The 20,463-nt window shown below is 45.4% G+C and carries 19 protein-coding genes and 3 pseudogenes; 10 read left to right on the top strand and 12 right to left on the bottom strand.

The window, feature by feature from the left end:
• The first annotated feature begins 65 nt into the window (after positions 1-65).
• Both ACM0OZ_RS22830 and ACM0OZ_RS22825 read left to right on the top strand, forming a co-directional pair.
• Positions 66-290 (top strand): hypothetical protein, encoded by a 225-nt coding sequence (locus ACM0OZ_RS22830; RefSeq protein WP_414585099.1) that lies wholly within the window; start codon positions 66-68, stop codon positions 288-290.
• A 99-nt stretch (positions 291-389) separates the two neighbouring features.
• Positions 390-665 carry a hypothetical protein gene (locus ACM0OZ_RS22825; protein ID WP_414585098.1) on the top strand — a complete coding sequence of 92 codons (276 nt, stop codon included), beginning with the start codon at positions 390-392 and terminating at the stop codon, positions 663-665.
• Here ACM0OZ_RS22825 and ACM0OZ_RS22820 read toward each other — a convergent pair.
• Together ACM0OZ_RS22820 and ACM0OZ_RS22815 are read right to left on the bottom strand one after the other, a co-directional pair.
• Complete coding sequence (locus ACM0OZ_RS22820; protein WP_414585097.1) at positions 638-1,810, bottom strand: zinc-dependent alcohol dehydrogenase; 1,173 nt, start codon at positions 1,808-1,810, stop codon at positions 638-640. The genes ACM0OZ_RS22825 and ACM0OZ_RS22820 overlap by 28 nt on opposite strands.
• A 200-nt stretch (positions 1,811-2,010) precedes the next feature.
• Entirely contained in the window at positions 2,011-2,175 is a 165-nt protein-coding gene (locus ACM0OZ_RS22815) for a hypothetical protein (RefSeq protein WP_414585096.1), read from the bottom strand.
• 61 nt (positions 2,176-2,236) lie between these two features.
• Between ACM0OZ_RS22815 and ACM0OZ_RS22810 the strand changes: the two genes are divergently transcribed.
• Positions 2,237-3,598, top strand: coding sequence for an RNA-guided endonuclease InsQ/TnpB family protein (locus ACM0OZ_RS22810; RefSeq protein WP_414585095.1), 1,362 nt, complete (start codon positions 2,237-2,239; stop codon positions 3,596-3,598).
• A 553-nt stretch (positions 3,599-4,151) separates the two neighbouring features.
• Here ACM0OZ_RS22810 and ACM0OZ_RS22805 read toward each other — a convergent pair.
• The 3 genes and pseudogenes from ACM0OZ_RS22805 to ACM0OZ_RS22795 all read right to left on the bottom strand — a co-directional run.
• Positions 4,152-5,921, bottom strand: coding sequence for a peroxidase family protein (locus ACM0OZ_RS22805; protein ID WP_414585094.1), 1,770 nt, complete (start codon positions 5,919-5,921; stop codon positions 4,152-4,154).
• A 90-nt stretch (positions 5,922-6,011) separates the two neighbouring features.
• Positions 6,012-6,917 (bottom strand): hypothetical protein, encoded by a 906-nt coding sequence (locus ACM0OZ_RS22800; RefSeq protein ID WP_414585093.1) that lies wholly within the window; start codon positions 6,915-6,917, stop codon positions 6,012-6,014.
• 785 nt (positions 6,918-7,702) lie between these two features.
• Positions 7,703-7,951: pseudogene (locus ACM0OZ_RS22795) on the bottom strand (caspase family protein); the annotation flags it as partial.
• A gap of 1,074 nt (positions 7,952-9,025) precedes the next feature.
• On the opposite strand from ACM0OZ_RS22795, the gene ACM0OZ_RS22790 reads away from it, so the two are divergent.
• From ACM0OZ_RS22790 to ACM0OZ_RS22775, 4 genes and pseudogenes are all read left to right on the top strand, one after another.
• Positions 9,026-9,988 (top strand): hypothetical protein, encoded by a 963-nt coding sequence (locus tag ACM0OZ_RS22790; RefSeq protein WP_414585092.1) that lies wholly within the window; start codon positions 9,026-9,028, stop codon positions 9,986-9,988.
• Positions 9,989-10,261: 273 nt separating this feature from the next.
• On the top strand, positions 10,262-10,402 hold the full coding sequence (locus tag ACM0OZ_RS22785) for a hypothetical protein (RefSeq protein ID WP_414585091.1): 141 nt from the start codon (positions 10,262-10,264) through the stop codon (positions 10,400-10,402).
• A 640-nt stretch (positions 10,403-11,042) separates the two neighbouring features.
• Positions 11,043-13,208 (top strand): magnesium-translocating P-type ATPase, encoded by a 2,166-nt coding sequence (mgtA, locus tag ACM0OZ_RS22780; protein WP_414585090.1) that lies wholly within the window; start codon positions 11,043-11,045, stop codon positions 13,206-13,208.
• Positions 13,189-13,344, top strand: a pseudogene (locus ACM0OZ_RS22775) (Uma2 family endonuclease); the annotation flags it as partial. The gene mgtA and the pseudogene ACM0OZ_RS22775, both read left to right, overlap by 20 nt.
• 261 nt (positions 13,345-13,605) lie before the next feature.
• Here ACM0OZ_RS22775 and ACM0OZ_RS22770 read toward each other — a convergent pair.
• The 6 genes from ACM0OZ_RS22770 to ACM0OZ_RS22745 all read right to left on the bottom strand — a co-directional run bounded on the left by ACM0OZ_RS22770 (position 13,606) and on the right by ACM0OZ_RS22745 (position 18,367).
• A complete protein-coding gene (locus tag ACM0OZ_RS22770; RefSeq protein ID WP_414585105.1) occupies positions 13,606-13,770 on the bottom strand; it encodes an XdhC family protein in 165 nt (54 codons plus the stop codon).
• An 87-nt stretch (positions 13,771-13,857) separates the two neighbouring features.
• On the bottom strand, positions 13,858-16,092 hold the full coding sequence (locus ACM0OZ_RS22765) for a xanthine dehydrogenase family protein molybdopterin-binding subunit (RefSeq protein ID WP_414585089.1): 2,235 nt from the start codon (positions 16,090-16,092) through the stop codon (positions 13,858-13,860).
• Positions 16,093-16,110: 18 nt separating this feature from the next.
• On the bottom strand, positions 16,111-17,103 hold the full coding sequence (locus ACM0OZ_RS22760) for an FAD binding domain-containing protein (RefSeq protein WP_414585088.1): 993 nt from the start codon (positions 17,101-17,103) through the stop codon (positions 16,111-16,113).
• Positions 17,090-17,908: a 2Fe-2S iron-sulfur cluster-binding protein gene (locus tag ACM0OZ_RS22755; RefSeq protein ID WP_414585087.1), complete on the bottom strand. Its 819-nt coding sequence runs from the start codon at positions 17,906-17,908 to the stop codon at positions 17,090-17,092. The genes ACM0OZ_RS22760 and ACM0OZ_RS22755 overlap by 14 nt, the downstream gene beginning before the upstream one ends.
• Positions 17,909-17,975: 67 nt before the next feature.
• A complete protein-coding gene (locus ACM0OZ_RS22750; RefSeq protein WP_414585086.1) occupies positions 17,976-18,257 on the bottom strand; it encodes a zinc ribbon domain-containing protein in 282 nt (93 codons plus the stop codon).
• Complete coding sequence (locus ACM0OZ_RS22745; protein ID WP_414585085.1) at positions 18,254-18,367, bottom strand: carboxymuconolactone decarboxylase family protein; 114 nt, start codon at positions 18,365-18,367, stop codon at positions 18,254-18,256. Before ACM0OZ_RS22745 ends, ACM0OZ_RS22750 begins: the two co-directional genes overlap by 4 nt.
• On the opposite strand from ACM0OZ_RS22745, the pseudogene ACM0OZ_RS22740 reads away from it, so the two are divergent.
• Positions 18,355-18,783 (top strand): annotated as a pseudogene (locus tag ACM0OZ_RS22740) (helix-turn-helix transcriptional regulator); the annotation flags it as partial. The gene ACM0OZ_RS22745 and the pseudogene ACM0OZ_RS22740 overlap by 13 nt on opposite strands.
• A gap of 413 nt (positions 18,784-19,196) precedes the next feature.
• Here the strand turns inward: ACM0OZ_RS22740 and ACM0OZ_RS22735 are convergent.
• Positions 19,197-19,334 carry a hypothetical protein gene (locus ACM0OZ_RS22735; RefSeq protein ID WP_414585084.1) on the bottom strand — a complete coding sequence of 46 codons (138 nt, stop codon included), beginning with the start codon at positions 19,332-19,334 and terminating at the stop codon, positions 19,197-19,199.
• 67 nt (positions 19,335-19,401) lie between these two features.
• On the opposite strand from ACM0OZ_RS22735, the gene ACM0OZ_RS22730 reads away from it, so the two are divergent.
• Both ACM0OZ_RS22730 and ACM0OZ_RS22725 read left to right on the top strand, forming a co-directional pair.
• Positions 19,402-20,013: a LysE family translocator gene (locus tag ACM0OZ_RS22730; RefSeq protein WP_414585083.1), complete on the top strand. Its 612-nt coding sequence runs from the start codon at positions 19,402-19,404 to the stop codon at positions 20,011-20,013.
• A gap of 218 nt (positions 20,014-20,231) precedes the next feature.
• Positions 20,232-20,450 carry a hypothetical protein gene (locus tag ACM0OZ_RS22725; RefSeq protein WP_414585082.1) on the top strand — a complete coding sequence of 73 codons (219 nt, stop codon included), beginning with the start codon at positions 20,232-20,234 and terminating at the stop codon, positions 20,448-20,450.
• Positions 20,451-20,463: the final 13 nt, after the last annotated feature.

The following is a 20,463-nucleotide window of genomic DNA, read 5'->3' as shown; positions in this document are numbered from 1 at the left end:
AAAAAATAATAATATTGAATATCATTTTTATATTAAAATAGAAAAAATAGAAAAAAGTTAAAATTATGCCAGACTATAAACAAGCAGGCTCAGAGGAAGTAACAAAAGCTCAAAAGCTCATAGCTGAAGCCAATGCAGATCCGGATAAGGATACTGCCAAACAAAAACTCCATGAAGCAATTAAACTCCTCGATAGGTGTATCAATGGCGCCTATATTGCGGGACAGGTAAAAGATAAAGCACGTGGACAAAAAGAAATCGCATCAAATAAATTAAAGAGTCTTGGTTAATAAGAGCCAGTTTGCATTAAGGTTTTCAATGTATGCCAGATCTCGCACATAAGTTAGCGAATTTGGCGGAATCTTGGCGCTGTTCCCATTGAGGGAGCAATGTTGAGTGTGTGTCACGTCAAGGCGATCGCGCTTGAAATAGGAGGGAGCTATTACTTTCCTGCTGATGCAGTGCGTTCCCAGAGTATTTTCTTAAGCTTTTACTGGTTCCTTGATTCAGTACTTCTAAAGATATTGCCAGACATTATTGTGATCGCTTCCAGCAGTACGAAGGAAGGGCGATCGCGTTTTGCCTTTCATCCCCAAAGGCAGGGATTCCTCAAATTCTCAACACTAGCTGAGACACTTTATAGCACTACTACACCTTTGATATAATCGGGTTCTAGGTGATCGCTAGTAAAAGCTTGAGGCACAGCTTCCAGGGACTGGTAAGGATGGGTAATCCACGAAGTTACCTCAATCTGCTTGGCTGCCAGCAAGCCAAGTGCTCTATCGTAGGTACATGGGCGTCCGTCGCTGCGGAACCCTCCTGATGCGCCAAGGGCAGCAACCAGCGTTGGTTCCATGAATTGTAAGTTATTCAGTACGCTCAAATCTACACCTGCATGACCCAACCCGTAGAGTAGAACTGTAGCCTGTCTGCGGATTAAGACAGGCATATCTCTGAAGACGGAACCAGCACCGCAAGCATCAATTAAAAACTCTACTCGCCGTCCATTAGTCTTTTCCTGCACAGCTTCGGCTAAATCGACTACTTGAGGGTCAATTACCTCTGCACCAAAGCCAGAGGCTAATTCCCGCTTTCGCTGATTCGGTTCGCTGACTAGAATCAAGCCATCATAGTTTAGGACTTTGTACAGATATTGAATGAATAATAGCCCCGCAGGACCAGCACCAAAAATCAGAATTGACCGCACTCGTTTATCGATATCTTCAGCATTAATTACATAACGGGTGCGGGAGCGTGTCACCCTATCTAAGGCGTGACTGATACAACCAAGGGGTTCTGTGAGAACAGCGGCGATAGTTTCCAAGTCAGAATTAATGGGTATGACATTTACAGCAGGAACCGCTATATATTCCGCGAGTCCTCCCGGTAAACCAGTAATGCCATGTTCTGCGTAAAACTGACATTGATGGGAGTCGCTACTGGCACAGTATTCGCACTTCGGTTGTCGCCGTCGGCTAACACAGTTCAACACCTGATCGATAACGACGCGATCGCCTATATGCAAATCTTTAACTAGGCTCCCTACTTCTTCAACGATACCAACAAGTTCGTGACCTAGAATCTGCGGCTGCTCTACCAGTGGAATAGCCTTTCCTCGCTGATTAATGTTGTAGTTGGCTTGCCCAGAAAAGATGTGAAAGTCCGTGCCACACAATCCTACTGCTGACACACGTACCAAAACCTCATATTGCTGCACCACAGGGCGCGGTACTTCACGCAACTCTAGCTTAGCGATGTCGCCTAATACCATCGCTTTCATACTTGAGGTTTTCGATGTCAAATGGTTCATATTAAATCCTAAAATGTAAACTTATGAATACTGCTCGGGTGACTTGTTTAGCCTTACTCGGGGCACCTCTGGCTTGTCCACTCATCATTTCAAAGGCTTAAGCGTTGCTCCTTATGCGCGGAGGCTCGCCACATTCTTTTTAACTTAACCCGCGAAATTCCCCATCCCTCTACAGGGTGGGGATGAATAGCGGGACAAAGCTAAGGGTTCGATGCCCTTAGCTTTGCCACTTTCTGTTGCAACGAACGAACAAACTCTCTAAAAACATCAGTTTGTGTTCTCCCGGTTAAAGTGGAATATTCCTGGAGAATCTCTTTCTCTTTTTTCGTCACCCTAAAATTTACAATATCTTTACCCTCTGCCATTTATAAATATCCTAATGTAAAGCAATACGCTTTATAATATAGCAAAGGAGGTGAGTAATACATGGCAGTTCGTAGACAAACATTCCGTCTTTATCCGAATAAACAGCAAGAAGCCAAATTACTTCAAGCAAGACGCGACCATTGCTACTTGTACAACGCCTGTATTGCTCACCGCAAATATGAATGGAGGGCGAATCGCAAATCAGTCTCCTACCTGGAACAGCAAAACTGTTTACCTGCTTACAAGAAAGAGTGGGTTGAATTTGCTTACCTTCACTCTCAAGCGTTGCAGGCTACGGTAAAGCGAGTTGATTTGGCGTACAACGCTTTCTTTCAGGGACTGCGAAAACAGCCCAAGTTCAAATCAATCCGTAAGTTCTCAGGTTGGACTTACCCTGCAACGTCGGGATGGAAAGCCAATACATCCGGTAAGCACGGTAGCGTGAACCTCAATGATCTCGGCGTCAAAATAAAGATGCGAGGTCAAGCCAAGCGGTGGGGAAAACCTACCACACTTACTATCGTCTATAAACCCGGTTTAAAACAGTGGTTTGCATCTTTTACGGTTGAGCTTCCCGACGCTGTGACTTTAAGCGGCTCCCAATCCGAGTTAGCGTACAACTCAATCGTTGCTTTTGACTTGGGATGCGAAACGGCAATTACAACCTATAACGGGAAAAATGTCGAACAGATATCCAATCCGCGCTTTACCCAGAAGACTGAAGCGAAAATAAAGAAGGCGTCTAAAGAACTGCGACGCAAGCAAGCCCCTAATCGTAACAACAAGGTCAAGGCATCTCGACGTTGGAAGAAGGCGAATAAGCGAGTTGCTCAACTGCAACGCAAAGCTGGAACTCAACGTCGGGACTGGCAGCATAAAATTACGTCAGAGATTGCAAGTTGTTATGACATCGGCGTAACTGAGCAGCTTAATACGAAGGGGATGACGAAAAAAGCGAAAAAAGGTAGCAAACGAAACAAGCAAAAAGCAGGGCTCAATAAGTCCATCCTCTCAGTCGGGTTTGGCACTCTCAACAAGATGCTGACTTACAAGATTGAGGCAAAGGGTGGATTGATGATTATGCTACCTACTAAGGATATCAAGCCATCTCAACGTTGCCCAAAATGCGGAGCAATTCACTCATGTTGGGCAGAATTGTCAAGTCGTCATCATGCTTGCCCAGATTGTGGATTTGAAGTGCCTCGTGATGCGGGTAGTGCAATGGTGATGTATAACGTTGTTATCAATCAACAACCGGGGTTAGGAACTAGCCTCGATAGTCTCGGATGTCTAGGCTCTACTTCAAAGACCAGTAAACGAAAGAATACCGGATCAATGAAGCAACTTGGGCAAGCGAGGAGACAAAAATCCAGCCACGTGGCGGAACCGGGTGAAACCCCGTCCGCCTACGCGACGGGGTAGTTCATTTGTTCAAGGACAGCAGGTTGTGCAAAGCGGTAAACGTCGCCAAGTGGATTGTCACAATGGATTGGGGAAACAGCTATCTGCGTCTTGGTTGGGAGTGAATCAAAGGTGTATTATACCGTGGATGGAGGTTATTCCTAACGCTTTGCCTTTCTGAGGATATTGATCCTCAAGGGGCGATTGCCCAAGGGGCAGTGGCAAAGCCAATCGCACGATCGCAAAACTTGCACAAATACACGTTCTAGCTGATTTGTCAATGCTGCAAACTTTGAAAATTTACATTAAAGTTGCAGTAGATTTGGAATCAGTGTTAAACATTTTTGAGGGAGAAACAAGCCTCAAACCCATGCAGGGTAAGGGAAATACATGAAATGCCCAAAAATGGCCCAAACCCAGATATATCAACAAACTAAGGAAAACGATGTCAAAGTCTCTCTGTATATAGATTTGAGGCTTTTTTCTGGGTGTTTTTTGTCTAAGTTCCGCTAAGAGCCTAACTTACGTACAATTGATACTCCTACAGATTAGCACTGTAGGAGTCTCAAGAGTATTAGGCAGATGTTCCCAATCGACGCCAGGGTTTGAAAGCATTATCTACACCGACAAAAGCGGGTGCCAGTTCGGGATGGTGACGGCGAAGAACACTGAGCATTGAGTTATTCTCAATCCAATCTAGACCGAATTGGGTATAAATCTCAGCTCTGTAGTCATTGGTAAAGAAGCGATCGCTTTTCAGCCGTCGAGATGCCATCAGAATAAAGACACGAAATGCCGTATCGCTAAACCCAAAGCCTTCTGGTAAATCCTCGGCAAACAGACCGACCATCAAATCGACACTGTCAATGTCATTGTTATAGACCTCGCGCAGTTCGCTCACCCATTGCTTATTACTGGTAATCTCGTCAAATGACTTGACCCGACCGCGACCGATGATTTCCCGAAAACGGTTGTAGCGAGGAATGCCCCGTTCCCTGTCCCGCAGGATATCAACAGCCGCCAAATCAAATATTTCACCATCTTCTTTTCTGAGTTCTCGCAGGAAGGCGGGGTAATTATGCAGCGTAATTGCTCCAGGGTGAGAGATGCCAAATGAGTAAAACAAATCCGGCGTTGCCACTTCTTGCATCAGGGGACGAGCTCGTCTCCCGAAGCCTTCCTGGAAGTCTTTCTCGGCGAGGAATTGGCCATCCCTGTGCGAATGAAAATTAAACTTGTCTGGAATTAGAGGATGCATCCGATAAACGGATACAAATTCTTCAGTGAGGTAATAAGGAGCTGTATGATGATCCGTCGATGAGCCAACAATTCCACTAAGCAATTCAGTGTCGCCGATGCGCCCGACAAGGTTTTTAATATCCTTCCCCAGAAGCCCGTACCAGTTAGCATTCAAGGCAATATCTGTGGCAGGATGCGGCAGGATGGCAGGTGTCCATTCGACCGTATGAATTTTAGCCAACAAAGCGGCATTAATCAGGCGAGCGTGGTCGAAGAGTTGGTCATCTGTCCAATCAGGATACCGTTGCTTGAGGCGATCGCAGATTGAGTTATGCTCTTTGACAAACAAAGTATGCAGCATACTCAGACCAAACCACCAAGTTCCCGGAAAGCCCACTTGGTCAATCCCATCTGAGTTCAGTGGCAAAAAGCCATCCTCATCAATCAGCAGTTTCCCATCAACATGAGAGCGAACTCTGTCAACTGTCTCCTGTTCACTGCCATAAATGTGCGATGCATCCCACCAATGCGTTACCTTGTTGATAAATGTGGTAGGGTTTTGATTGCCATCCTGACGAGTTGAGTCTTCTATCGTTTTTCTAACCCTTAGAAATCCATACTTCTGCCGCCAAGGGTCATTCTGTTCCAGGGGAATCTCGATGCTATTATCAGGTTCACCAGGGGGCTGACTATCCCCATGAGTAAACCAGTCATGAGTTTGAAACTGAATCCATGAAGCTGCATGGAGATTTAAGATAGTAGCAGGATGAAATTTATCCCGTTTCAGTAATACTTGACTGACAGTGCGAGGACTCGGTTTTAGTAGGTTTGCCTGATCAACTTTGGCATCGCTCAAGGGTATATTACGCCCCAACCGTGTGCCAGCCATACCCATCTCAGGGCGATCGAGGTCATTAAAGCTTCCATCTACAGTCCGAGCTCGCAAATGGCGTCCATCAGGACTCGGAACAGGCTTAGGTAACTCGCTTTTATTCGGTATTTGTGATGTATCGTGAAGGTTTTCTTCCCGCAATTTATTGCGAAACTGAAGCAGTTGGAAAAGGGCAAGAGGAGTAGGTAACTTATGCCACGGAATTCCAAACATTGCGATCCTCCTAAATAAAAAAGCTAGTGAACGTTAAACAAAGATGCTGTTAGGGCGTGCAAAGCAACAGAGAAACTTCTCAGTATGCTTTTACGATTTTGCTTCCTTCAACTCTTTCTGCAAATCCTTCATAAAGGCAAGAAAAAAATCCTTAAAAATACAGACTCGGTTTGTACTCCCAGTGCCAAACGTAAAATATAGATCCTGGGTCTTGGCAGCGGCTTTTCCCACTTTCAGTATCACTACTGTCTTTCCTGGAGTTATAGGAGATGACAAAAGACCATCAAAGTTCGACGCCTTGACTGCTATCCGAGGCACCTGGGGAGTTGGAGCGTATGCTGTAAAAATTTCTTCGAGCGGCTTTTCTAAGTTATCTTTTAACGTTCTTAACGCCACTGCTGTAGCCTGAACAACCTCTCCGATATTATGTCCAACATCTACGATATGGACATTATTGTCAACGGTCTTTACACAGTAATCCATGATTTGCTTCTGCGATTTTCTTGCACCCTTATATTTCCACGGAAAGATAGCCTCACCAAAATTCTGTAACGTATTTTTGGCAGCTTGGGTAATAGGTAGTGGAATCTCTTCCCCAAAGAACCTGCGGTTTACTACTTGAACCATGGCATGGGCAAGAACCTCATCTGAAGCATTTGTCTTCAGCAGTTCTGCAATTCTTTTAACATCGTCTCTGCTATAACCTATTGCTACTTTTTCCTCTAGATAGGCTCGTCTCGATTCATAGTTAGGACAAGAAGTCGATTCAAAGGGAAAAAACCATAAGTCGCGCTCATCATCATGGAACTTGGTAGCCCTGAAAAAAAACTTTACCCACCACGGTAACAAAGCAGTGTCGTATACGTGCAAACGGTCAACAGCCCCTGAATCCTCGATTTTTCTGATATGTTCCGGGTCTGAGACTATAACAATATCTAGCAAAAATGGGATGTTTATCCGCAGAGGACTAAATAAAGATTTGTCGAGTGTTGTCATTTATTTTCCTGCCTTTAGTTTGTAAAAGTAGAATCATCCGTTCTGTCATAAGTTAACAGTTTTACCAGTCATACAAGAAATTACAGGATTAAAAGTATTGGATGTGACTGGTTTTTCCCAAATATGAGAATCGCGATCGCTTAATTGTTCAATGATAGATTTCGCGGTTTCTGGTGCAGTGCCATCAAGCTGTTGAGCATCCCTTGGTGCTGCAACTCCTCGGTTTCTATGGAGCGTTGCGATTGAGTAAATCTAGGCAAGTCCAGTGCATCTTGCTCTAACAAACTTGCATCAAACTCGGTCGTGCTAACAATTAGCTTAAGCCTATCCTTGGGTTCAGTAATGCCCTGTTCCCATAACTCATCTGGCACCACTGAATCGATGTACTCTCGCTCAATGGTTTCTCCCGGTTGCAGTCGCATGCTAGTCCTGTCTTGAAAGAAGGCAACGGACACGGCAAAACTCTCGGTTAAGTCTAATACATTGCAATAGAGGGTTTTCTTACTGTTGTTAGTCAGCCTGACATAGAAAGTAGGTGGACTCCACGCACCATTAGAATACTCATACTCCAAGCGGCGGATGTCAGACGCTTCTGATAGCGAACCGGTAGCGACGTTAGGAGCGTCTGAAGAGGCAATGCTTGTGTTAAGGACAATCTCCATCTTCAGATCATCTGGCTTAATCCGCGTCCTGGCGGGGCTTTCCAGTTCAAGCGTGTTAGTCCACCGCGCGATATGTTCCAAACGCTGAACAACCTGCAAAGCGCGTTTTGGCGAACTGGCTTGGTCGGGTTTGCACAAGTGCTGCTCAAAGCTGTTGATAATCGCCTGACGAGTTGCTTTTTCATTCGTAAGTATCCACGGTAGATTACTAGGTTCTACAAGTTTCCACTCGTCCGCTTTAGTCCGTTCCCGGAGATACGCTTTTACAGCTTTAATGTCGTTAACACAACCTTTTAAGGAAGAAATAGCGGGAACAGAGACTGGATGATAGGTATCAATCCCAACTAGTAGTGCGTAGATGTTTTTAGTCATACTTATCCTGCTGCTTTAGAGGCTGTTTGTAAATCAACTGGTAACAGCAATCCTAATGTGTCAACTAGGATGAAACGCTTACGTCCTTTAACTTGTTTTTAACTTGTTTTCTCCCATCGTAACCATAAACCTCCCACACCAATTGCTTCAATTCGGCTAATAGTTCGTTTTGCTTTTAGCTTCTATTGTGTTATCAACCTAAAACTCAAGTTTTTTGCAGAAATTTCATCATTTTACAAAACTTTATAATATTAGAACTTACGCCAAAATTTTGATTGTGTGGAATTTGCCATAGTGCATCTCTACATAAATCACCTCAACAAAGTCGGGGTTTTGAACTAGCGAGGACATAAGTCCTCATAGCTGCATTCTTAAGTAGGTGTAAGTGAAATCAACTTATGCACCCTGCGTCCGATCAAACGTGGATTGTAGATAGCTGAAACATTTTGCCGCCGCAGTGCAATTGATCCGCAGATACAGACAATGCTTCCCTCACGTACGCGCACGTTATGCACGGATCCGGTCTTTTTGTACAGTCAGTAGATCAAAAAGTTCTGCGATTGCCTTTGGCACTGGCACCTGTGCAATCGCTCTGTGATGGATACCTGCAAATTTGATGATTTTCTCAAATACCGTATTTTTTGATACTTTTTTTAGAAACTTCGTTGAAAAACTTAAGATAAGTAAAACTAATAAATAAATAAATAAGCGAAAAAGGTAAGGGTAACTCTCGCAGCAGAATATAGTTCTGGTGCTGTGTGATGGAATTTTTGTAAAGTATTGGGGTGAAAAAGCAAAATTTTTGAGTGAGTGGATTATTTAGTTTGACTATGCACGTTATCCCTTAGTATTTCAAAGAAGGTCAGTTGAGATAGGTCGGTTGTCTCAAAGAAAAGCGCATAAGTTGTGCGTGCTTACATCTATCAAGAATATAGGTTGATTGGCTCTCCAAGCTTAACTTCTGTCGCTAGCTTGCGGTAGTCCATCACTTGATCTAGCGATACTTCCAAGGATTCAATCGCCTGAACTGTATAGTCAATTAACTCAAATTATCTGCAATTTAAAGAGAAACATATGTCTACTAATGTTCCCCAAGTTCCTCAAAACTTTTGCTTACCAGAAGCAATGGATGCAGTACTCCTTTGCAATTCCAGCAAAGATGTTACGCCAATAGATAATGCCGACAGCCAGGAAACAAGGGCATCTGGTGGTGGATTGTCACAGACTGTATTGGCAGCACCTCCGGATACCTGGAAAGAGCACTGGTTTGAACATCAAGAGTTGTTATCGCTGGTTTATCATGATAACGATGTAGCTGTTTACTTCGACAAAGATGTAAGCCGTTTGGTAACCTGGCCTTTCTCCTTTATGTCCGCAGTATGGCGCTACACCAAAAGCGTTTACAGCACATTTGGAAGCGATCCCAGGTTGTATGCCATCTATCACACTAATAAATACAGTGGCGGACATCCATCTACCTGGCTCGATGCCAGTCACGATTACCGTAATGTAATTGATGTAGGCCCCGGTCCCTGGACAACCGGAACAGGAAATGATCTGGATATATGCACCCATGAAGTAGCGCATATTGTAGAAGGTGCTTCAAAAGGTAAACTAGGCTCCCCGGCCTTTACTATATGGCGTGACAGTAAATGGGCGGAAATATTTATCTACGATGTCTACCTTGGTCTTGGTCGTACCAGCGATGCTAAAAGATGGTATGACCTGATGATGAACACCCGTGATGGTTTCCCGAGAGCCAATACCCAATGGTTCAAAAACTGGTTCTATCCTATCTATAGCGAACATGGTAAAAGTGCCACGTTAAACAGGTTTTTCCAGTTGTTATCTGACCATTTCCCCAAAAACGGTTATACTTATGCACGCCAGATGAACTGGGGTGAATTTGTGCATTTCTGGAGCGGAGCTGCCAACACGAATTTAAAATCTCTAGCTACCAATGCTTTTGGCTGGACAGCTGATATGGAAGCGCAGTTTAATCAAGCGCGGACTGATTTTCCGAATCTTCCTAGCTAGACTTTTTTGCCTTTTTATTCAAAGACTGAGCCAAAATCTCTCCACCCTCATCACACTAAAGTTATATCTGGAGATTAACTATATTCTCTTTCTTTAGTAACTATCCTAATACTAAAGGTCTTTGCTATACTCTTAGTAAGTATTAATTCCTTATCATAATCTATGAGAAACGCAGAAATATTTCTGTGTTATCTTGATGCTTTTTGGTTAGACCTCTTGTCTCTAACCTTTCAATTCAAAATTGTAAAACAGTTTCCCAAGGAGGAAGGTTAAATGGAGGCTTCTGGTAGTAGTAGTAGCCAAACTACTATTCAGGAATCCACAGTGTTACTGTCTGACGAAGACCCAGACCATAGTATCTGCGGTGGTCAGTTGGCGTCTGCGATGAATCTGCCCCTAGTGGCTCTCGTTTGAGTCATGCAGTTCATCTCTGGTCGCCACTGGGCACGGCGACTGCAAGAATAGGAGATGAACAATGCAAAATTTAATTTCAACTGCATAGTCTATAAGTGCCAGTTCCTTGTTCTTCTAAGAAAGATATCAAGGAGTTGGGGAGTACGTATTTTTCATCGGTTCTTTTGTCACAACTATGATGCATGAAGTAGGCTGATTTCTGATGCATTGGAGTAGGAAATCTGCATTATAAACTGATGCAAACTTGTTGTGGCTAAATTTCAAATTTTCACATCAAAATTGACCAAATCAGTACGCAGCAAACAGTGAACAGTTATCAGTATAAATGCCTTTTCACTGATAACTGTTCACTCTTCCCGATTGCACTGATTCAATTTTTTTGAATATAAAACCACAGATGGACAATAAATAAAAGTTTTTCCTCTGTCTTCCCCCCCTATACATCGGGGGGAATGAGGGGGGTGGACACAGATAATTTATCTGTATTTGTCTGCGTGCTTCTCTTGTGCATCTGCGGTTCCAAATAGCCAAAAACCGGATTTTTGCAAACAAAAAATACACTGTACAAATAACTGTACAAAACTTGATTTATAAAACTGCATTTCAAGAATAAATTTGAGATCCTAATAGAGGTGAAGCCATGCAAGTTTCCTTACCTTCACTGTTTAAGCCACGTCACGAGAAGCCTCAGCTTCTACGGCTATCAATGCCTGTGGTGGAAGAAGCAAACACCGAATTAGGAAAATTATTGGTATCTCTTAATACTAAACGTAAGGGTTTGACTGAAGCAGAAGCTTGCGATCGCCTCAAGGAGTATGGCTTCAATGAAGTTACTTACGAGAAACAAGCATTGTGGTATTTCCTACTGCTAAATTCTTTCAAGAACTCTATCATCTTTGTCCTAGTTGCCCTGGCGATTGTCTCCTACCTAACCAAGAATATAGAGACAACCATTGTGCTGATGCTGCTGGTGATGGTGAACGGATTACTGCGGTTTGTGCAGGAGTATCGTTCTAGACAAACAGTCGAAAAACTCAAGGCAATGGTGAGTGTCACTGCTACGGTTAGCCGTCGGGACAAACGCTTTAATCGCGAACGGCGTCAAGAAATTCCGATCAAGTATTTGGTACCGGGAGACATTGTTCACTTATGTGCTGGAGACATGATACCAGCCGATGTGCGACTGCTTTGTGCCAAGGATTTGTATGTTAGCGAAGCAGTTCTTTCTGGGGAAACCCTTCCCCTTGAGAAACACGACACTTTAGGCAGTGTCGTTGAGAAGGTGGCAATCAGTCACAGCGCCAACAGTAAAGATCCGCTGGACACGTCCACAGTTGGCTTCATGGGAACAAACGTCGTCAGTGGTACAGCAACAGCAGTTGTGGTAGCAACGGGGAACCGTACCTGCTTGGGTATGCTGACAAAGAATATGGTTGGCAAACGGGCATTAGCTAGCTTTGGACAAGGGTTCAATGGTTTGAGGTGGTTGTTGATTAGCTTCATGGCGGTTATGGTACCAGTCGTGTTTCTGATGAACAACATCGGCAAAGGAAACTCGACAGGTACTTTCCTGTTTGCTGTTGCGATCGCAGTGGGCTTAATTCCAGCAATGCTGCACATGATTGTCACAACAAACCTTGCACGTAAAGCGAGGGCGATCGCAAAGCAGAAGGTCATTATCAAGCGCTTGAATGCTATTCAAAACTTGGGTGCGATGGATATTCTCTGTACCGATAAGACAGGCACACTGACCCAAGGCAAAATCATCTTGGATCGGTGTTTGGATATTTATGGTCAAGAAAACGAGGAACCTCTCAAGTACGGCTATCTCAACAGTTACTACCATACAGGTTTGAAGAACCTACTAGATGTCGCTTTACTCAAGCACGTAGAACTGAAAACCACTTGGAAACCTGCACAGGACTACTGCAAAGTCGATGAAGTCCCCTTCGACTTTATTCGTCGTCGGGTGTCAGTGGTCTTGAAACACCAACAGCAAGACATCCTGATTTGTAAAGGAGATGTGGAAGAAATTGCTCGCCTTTGCACTCACGCCAAATCCAATAATCAGGTTATTCCCATGACCAAATCCCTGTATGAAGAAGTATTGCAAGTGACGCAAAGACTAAATGAAGATGGGCTGCAGGTGATTGCTGTTGCTTACAAAGAGGTTTCGACACCCAAAGATAGGTATGAAATTAAAGATGAAAATAACCTGATATTAGTGGGTTATCTTGCCTTCCTCGACCGACCTAACGATAGTGCTGCAGAGGCGCTTGCTACCCTCCAGCAGCATGGGGTTCGTGTTAAGGTGATCACCGGTGACAACGATATTGTCACTCGCAAAGTCTGCAAACAAGTGGGGCTGTACGTTCACCATACCGTGCTGGGTAGTGAGGTGGAACGCATGACAGATAAAGAACTGGCAAATATCGTAGACACCACCACAGTGTTTGCCAAAATGTCACCTCTGCAAAAAGCTCGCGTTATCCGCATCCTGAAGCGCAAAGGTCATACAGTTGGCTACATAGGAGATGGCATGAACGATGCTGCATCTCTACGAAACGCCGATATTGGTATTTCTGTCAATACCGCTGTAGACATTGCTAAAGAGTCGGCAGATATTATCCTACTAGAAAAGAGCTTGAAGCTGTTGGAAAAGGGCGTTCTTGAAAGTCATCGTACTTTCGGCAATATAACGGCATTGCCGATGGCAAAACTCATTCATCGGAAGCGTAAAATAAACAGTAAGGCTCATTCAAGTCGGCTTCTGGAGGCAGCATCACATGGTAGAGATATCGTCTAAAGCCTTGACTCTGGAGGAGTTTTTGAAAGTTCCAGAAACAAAGCCTGCTTGTGAATATATCAACGGTTCTGTTATCCAGAAACCAATGCCTAAAACCCGCCACTCCAGACTTCAAGGAAAATTGACGAGGATAATTAGGGGTAAAAGTAGCCAAGACACATTTTGCCGCCACGTAAAGCTTGAAAGGCTTGCCATGAAGGAGTTACAGAAATAAAATCGCTCTTTTCATCACAAAACGGAGAAAAAGCTTGTTTTGACTGTACCAATAAAAGTCTAAGTTATTTAGCACAGGGTTTTGTCATGTAGTCACAAGGGTTTCAGGTTCTAAAAATTAGAGGGGTTGAAATGGTACGAATAAAAGTAGTGGATCTGGTCTGCTAAATCCGCTCTTTTTAGATTACAGTCTATTTTTTTTCTGAAACATAGTCTGAGTATGATTTTCAGACGACGCATGGCGGCAAAATTCGCCTTGGCTACTTTTACCCCCAGTACTGATGCCCGCTTCGCAGACCAGCATCCGCGCACCAGGGCGACGGTACGAAGACTCTTTCACACTGCCCACTATTGCCAGCACCTACCGTTCCCCGTGATGTTCGTTGCGTCGAATGCTTCGACTACCGCTTGCACTTTGTTCATCAAATGACCTCACTCACAGCAGCTTTTCCGGCGTAATCGGCAAGTCTCTGATGCGTTTGCCCGTGGCATGGAAGACGGCGTTGGCGATCGCTGCCGGGATGCCGACCATGCTGAGTTCGCCCATGCCTTTAATACCGAGCGGATTGACTATTTTATCGTCCTCCTCAACGAATATCGTTTCGATCTCCAAGATATCGGCATTAACCGGCACGTGATAATGCTGCAAATTGGCATTCATGATCCGCCCGTAACGATGGTCGATTTCAGTCGCCTCTTGCAGTGCCATACCAATCCCCCACACAACGCCGCCGATTTCCTGGCTGTGCGAAGTTTTCGGATTCATGATTTTGCCGCTGGCGGTCACTTCAATTGCGCGCGTGACGTGGACAATCCCCACATCCGGGTCAACTTTGACTTCCACAAATTGCGCGCCATGCGCGCCGGTCGCGTATTTTTCTCTTTCCGGTGAAGCTTTGGCTTGGTGGACATCAACCAGTTCGGTCAGATTGTTCCGTCGCATTAACTCGGAAATATCTACCGATTGTGACGAATTGTTTTTAATTTGCAGCTTTCCGTCGAGCATCTCGACATCTGCGATTTTTGCCGTTTTGAAAGGCGAAGCCGCATCTTTGTTAGCCAAATCCAACAGTTTCCGTCTAATGTTTTGTGCCGATTCATAAATCGCTGTGCCGACGCTCGCTGTGGTAAATGAGCCGCCCTGTACCGGTGCTTCCGGGAATTTCGTGTCCCCAAGTTCAAACTTGACCTTTTCAATCGGCAAACCGAGGTATTCGGCGGCAATCAAAGTCATCACAGTGTAGGTTCCTGGGCCGATGTCTGAGGTGGCACTCGCTACGTGTGCGGTGCCGTCGGACTTCAAAGTGATTTTCGCCGATGCCGGTCGTTGCCACGCGCCCCAAACTCCGGTCGCTATTCCCCATCCGACCAGAAAGCGTCCGTCCCGCATCGAACGCGGCTCGAATTTGCGATTCTTCCAGCCGAACTTTTGTGCGCCAAGTCGGTAACATTCGCGCAGAGCCTTGCTTGAGTATGGTTTCCCGCTATCTGGATCGACTTCGGTGTAGTTTATCAGCCGTAATTCGAGTGGGTCTATTTTGAGCGCGTAAGCCAGCTCATCCATCGCGCATTCGAGCGCGAACATTCCTGAAACCGCACCGGGAGCGCGCATCGAGGCAGGAGTTGGCAAGTCTGTTCTCACGATTCTTTGCGGCGTATCTGCATTTGGACAAGCATAAAGCGTGCGCGGAAATTCCGTAGTATTTTCTACCCAATCTTGGAAAGTTGAAGAATTATTCCTTGAGTCGTGAATGATTGCCGTGAGCTTTCCGTTTCTTTGGGCTCCGAGTGAAACTTTCTGCCAGGTATGCGGGCGATAGCCGTGTCCCGTATACATCTGCTGTCTGGTATAAACCACTTTTACGGGACGCTTGATGACGCGCGCCGCCATCGCTGTCAATGCTGGGTAATAATTCGGTCTTAGAGATGCGCCGAACGCTCCGCCGACGAATGGCGAAATTACCTCCACGTTTTCAACGGGCATATTAAAGCTTGTCGCTAAATGCTGGCGAACGACATAAACGCCCTGCGTTTTATCGAAGATCGTTAGCTTATCGTTTTCCCAAAAAGCGATCGCAGCGTGCGGCTCCATCGGGTTGTGATGTTCGATGGGAATCGTGTATTCAGCTTCGATTTTGACGGGGGCAGATTGAAAAGCCTGCGCAGGATTTCCACGCGGTTTTACGATGTCCCGTGGGCTGGCAGCACGCTGCGGATCAATAGCGACAGCCTTGTCCAAGGAACTCTCCAGATCGGTCGTCGGCTTTTCTTCGTTGTAAGTCGCCTTTACGAGGCACGCGGCATAACGCGCCTGCTCGAATGTCTCAGCCAGCACGAGCGCGATCGGCTGCATGTTAAAGAAAATCTGATTCGATTGCAGAGCGCGAAACGATTTATCAGGCACATCTCTGTTGCTCTCTGGCTTGAGTTCCGGAGCAGCCGACGGCGCAGGTTTTGGGTAATTTTCGTGGGTGAGGATGTGAATCACGCCGGACGCACGGCTCGCCTCCTTCGTGTCAATTGATCGAATCGTGCCTTTGGCGATACTGCTCGTCACGATAAAACCGTAAGCGAGATTGGGAACCTTGAATTCCGCAGCGTATTTAGCCTTACCCGTAACTTTTGCGACGCCGTCCACGCGGCTCATTTCTTTTCCGATGTATCTTGCCATTTCTTTTATCCTCCCTAATTACGCAGCACCGCCCGTCATCGCTCGCTGCAAAGCGAGAACAATGGCGCGTTTTCCGAGTTCGACTTTATAACCGTTATGTTCAAGCGGTTTCGCATCTTTGAGAGCCGCTTCGGCAGCCAGTTTGAATGTTTCTTCCGTCGCAGGTTTTCCGATCAGAACTCTTTCCGCTTCGGCTGAACGCCAGGGCTTATGCGCGACGCTTCCCAAAACAACACGTGCCTGTTTAATGTTATTGCCTCTTGTTTCTAAAGCAGCAGCCACGGCAAGCAGTGCGAAAGCATATGAAGCGCGATCGCGAACTTTTAGGTAATAAGACTTGTCGGCGAAATTATTTTTCGGCATTTCAATGGCGACGATCAATTCGCCGTGTCCAAGATTGTTATCTTTTTCCGGCGTGTCGCCTGGCAAGCGATGAAAATCTTGGATTGGGATTGTGCGTTCTTGCCCGTTCGTGCCGCGAACCTTCACTACCGCGTCAAGCGCATAAAGCGCATTCGCCATATCGCCAGGGTAAGTGGCCACGCATTTGTCGCTGTAGCCAAAAATGGCATGAATGCGATTAAGCCCCTGAAGCGCTCCGCATCCGCTGCCAGGCTCGCGTTTGTTGCATGGCATAGCGATGTCGTAAAAATACTGGCAACGGGTGCGTTGCATCAAATTTCCCCCGTTGGTCGCCATATTACGAAGCTGCGCGGAGGCGCCAGCTAAAATCGCCATTGACAGCAGCGGGTAATTTTGCCGGACGAGCGCATGGTTAGCCGTCTCAGTATTTTTCGCTAACGCACCGATAGAAATTCCGTTCGAGGTCGATCGAATCTGCGCCAGATTCAAACCTGAGATGTCAACAAGTTCGCTGGGACGCTCGACGTATTCTTTCATCAAATCAATCAGATTTGTCCCGCCTGCCAGAAACTTTGCTGTTTGATCAGCCGAAACAGTGCGAACGGCGCTTGCTGTGTCGGTGGCGCTGGAATATTTAAACGATTTCATCGGCTTTGCCCTCCTGATTGAATGCAACAGCGATTTCTTCATCGCTGGCGAAATGCCAGGCCTGGGCTGTTTCGCGCCCGGAATGAACTTCTCTGATTGCCGCAACGATTCCCGGATACGCGCCGCAACGGCAAATGTTGCCACTCATGCGTTCTCTGATTTCTTCATCAGAAAGTTCTAAATTCTGGGTGCTTGTCCGCAAATTGTTAGTGACATGACTCGCGTCACCGTTTTTGGCTTCCTGCAGAAGCGCCACCGCCGAACAGATCTGCCCCGGCGTGCAGTAGCCGCACTGGAAGCCGTCGTGTTTGATGAACGCCGCCTGCATCGGATGAAGATTGTCGCCGTCAGCCAGCCCTTCGATGGTCGTCACCTCTTTCCCCTCGCAGCTCGCGGTAAGTGTCAGACACGAAAGCACGCGGCGACCGTCAACGATCACCGTACAAGCGCCGCACTGTCCTTGATCGCACCCTTTTTTGGTGCCGGTCAATCCAAGCCTTTCGCGCAGGGCGTCGAGCAGCGCCGTGCGCGAATCCACTTCCAGGCGTTGGGTCGAGCCGTTGATTTTCAAAAGGACCTTAACGGCGTTTTCCACCCCAGCGGTCGGGGCGAACACGGCGTCGGGCGAAGCGGCGAACGTGGCAAAGGCTTCCTCTTTAGCCAGCAGGTGGAAGGCGAAGGTGCCGAGTGCAGCAGCCATACTTTGCCCCAAGAATTTGCGGCGAGCAGCACCGACAATACCGAGTTCGTCGAGTAGTGTTTCTTCGTCCCTACTGAAATCTTTGTGTTCTTGATTATCGTCCATGATTCTGCTCCATAAAAACTACTCAAGTCGAGCATTCCTGCTCAAAACGGTAAATTCACTTCCTGTTTCATCCAAGGCAGTCGGCTGCTACTTGTCCACAGGCGTCAGTTCGGATAGAGCCTACCCTACTACTTTTGTCTTGAGGCGCATTTGCCAAATTGATGGAACCATGAAGGTCACGAGGTTCTGTATGTCCGCAATTCGGACAGACAAATGTTCTATCTCGCAAAGTTAATCTATCATTCTTCTGCCCACATTTTCTGCACTGTTTAGACGAAGGAAACCACCGATCTATAATGTCTAGCTTGCACCCACCGAAGGTGCAGAAGCGCCTTCGCTCGGGCGTCATTTGTTCTCGAAGGCTTCCTTTGCCACGGAAATCGCGGTTACTGCGTTAGGCCAGCCCGCGTAAAACGCCAAGTGGGTAATGGTCTCAATCAACTCCTCCTGCGTCAACACGAGAAATTGTCTCTCGACTCCTCATGGGGGAACAAAGTGGTCGGCTGTGCCAAATTGCTGTTCTGGGTGGTTACTCTCACCGCATCGCCCAAGCTGTTGAGCGTCTGCGTAAAGACTTTAACCAACCGCTTCGCATTGAGAACATTGCACGAGAGATGGGAATGAGCGTATCCGGCTTTCACCACCACTTCAAATCTGTTACCGCCATGAGTCCTTTGCAATTTCAGAAGCAGCTACGGCTCCAGGAAGCCCGCCGTCTTATGTTGGGTGAAGATATGGACGCTGCCAGTGCTGCATACCGAGTAGGTTACGATGATGCCTCACACTTCAACCGGGAGTATAAAAGACTCTTCGGCGCACCACCGATACGCGACGTGGAACGGCTACGGGAAACTGCTAATCTAAACAATAGATAGGTTTGTTTTGTTCTGATTTAGGACTCAGGGAAAACGCACCTTATTTCCTAATAAAAACTAATAAGGATTTAAAAATATCTCTGATAATTACAAAACTTGATGAAATCATAAACAAAATAAATCAAGCATCCTCAAAATTATCAATCAGCTTATTTCCAATAAAATAGCACTTGATTAAATATAAAATAAATTACTGCTCCAGAGAGAATAAATAACTTTATCCACAAAAAAGTAAAATTTTTAATTAAAATATTCTCTGGAAGTATTGATAAGCTAATGCTAAAACTCTTTCTAAATATTTATCTGGGAAAGGCAGAGGGCAGAGGGCAGAAGGGAAGAATAAGTATTGAAGGTAACAAGTAATACCCTATGTCCCGTCTGACCTCTGCCAATGGGGTATAAAATGCTATCGTCTACACTGTGTCTACAATCGGTTCGGTGCTGCGCCTATCCGATTGAGCCTTCTGCCCTCTACCTCCAGCATAGCTGCCTTCTTCAACAAAAGCTGTTTCGGTGAAGTGAGGAGTTTTGAAGCCTTGAAATATGTTCATCTAGGAATGAGATCTGATATAAAACGCATATAAAACGCAAAATGTTGTTATGCCTATGCAAAGCAGTATGACATTTGGCACCATTGTTGCATTATTCAGTGCGATGGTTGTTCTGGCTTCTATTCCCAGTGTTAGTGTATTGGCTGTCTCCACAAGATCAGCTACATCTGGATTTATTCATGGTGTTTTCACAACTATAGGGATAGTGGTTGGTGACATCATTTTCATAATAATAGCCATTTGGGGTTTATCGCTTCTTGCTGAAACGATGGGGAGCTTATTTGTCCTAATAAAATACCTTGGCGGTGCTTATCTTATGTTGTTGGGAATAGGGCTATGCAGGTCAAAATCTCAGGAGGTGGAGACACAGGAGGTTATAGAGACCTCTTTGCTGTCCAGTTTTCTGACTGGACTGTTTATTACATTGGGCGATCAAAAAGCAACCTTATTTTATCTTGGTTTTTTTCCGGCTTTTCTTGATCTTTCTAAAGTATCTTATTTTGACACCAGCATTATTATAGCGATTACTACAGTGGCCGTAAGCGGTGTAAAACTTGGTTATGCATTCATGGCGGACAGAGCTAGATTGCTTATTAGTTCTAAAACAAGGAAAGGAATAAACATTGCTGCTGGCTGTGTAATGATTGCTGTTGGAGTATTTTTAGTAACAAAGACTTAATCATATGACTAACCCTGTTTTGTCACTCTCGGAAAACAATAATCGAAGCAAAATGCGGCAGCTATCATTCAGGCAAGGTTTAAAGCTTTATTTCCGTTCTTGAAATTAAAATTGTAGCCAAAAACCAAAAAGTTAAGCTCTGTAAGCTTTATACTACTAATGCTCATTACTTATCAACAACCTCCTGATTGATTTTTTTTCTAAAAACAATAAAACTTATGCCTATCTCTAAAATAGAAGCCAAGCAGCTTTTACACCGTCTTATTTTTGAAGATGCAAGTCCTGAGGACTGGGTGCAGGATGTTTGGGGATTGAGCCCAATCTTGGGAGACAGTGCAGCAAAATTGCTAGAGGTTTTTGAAGCGTTGATAGAATGTTGTCCGGAAGAGAAATTAGAAAATTTGCTGCAAACCTTTTATCAAGAGTCGCTTGAGTGAAAGGTTACAGTTA

This window comes from Scytonema sp. PCC 10023 (assembly GCF_963920835.1).
Taxonomy (GTDB): domain Bacteria; phylum Cyanobacteriota; class Cyanobacteriia; order Cyanobacteriales; family Nostocaceae; genus Kalymmatonema.
The sequence above is the reverse complement of the archived record's forward strand: the minus strand, read 5'-3'. Positions and strand labels throughout refer to the sequence as shown.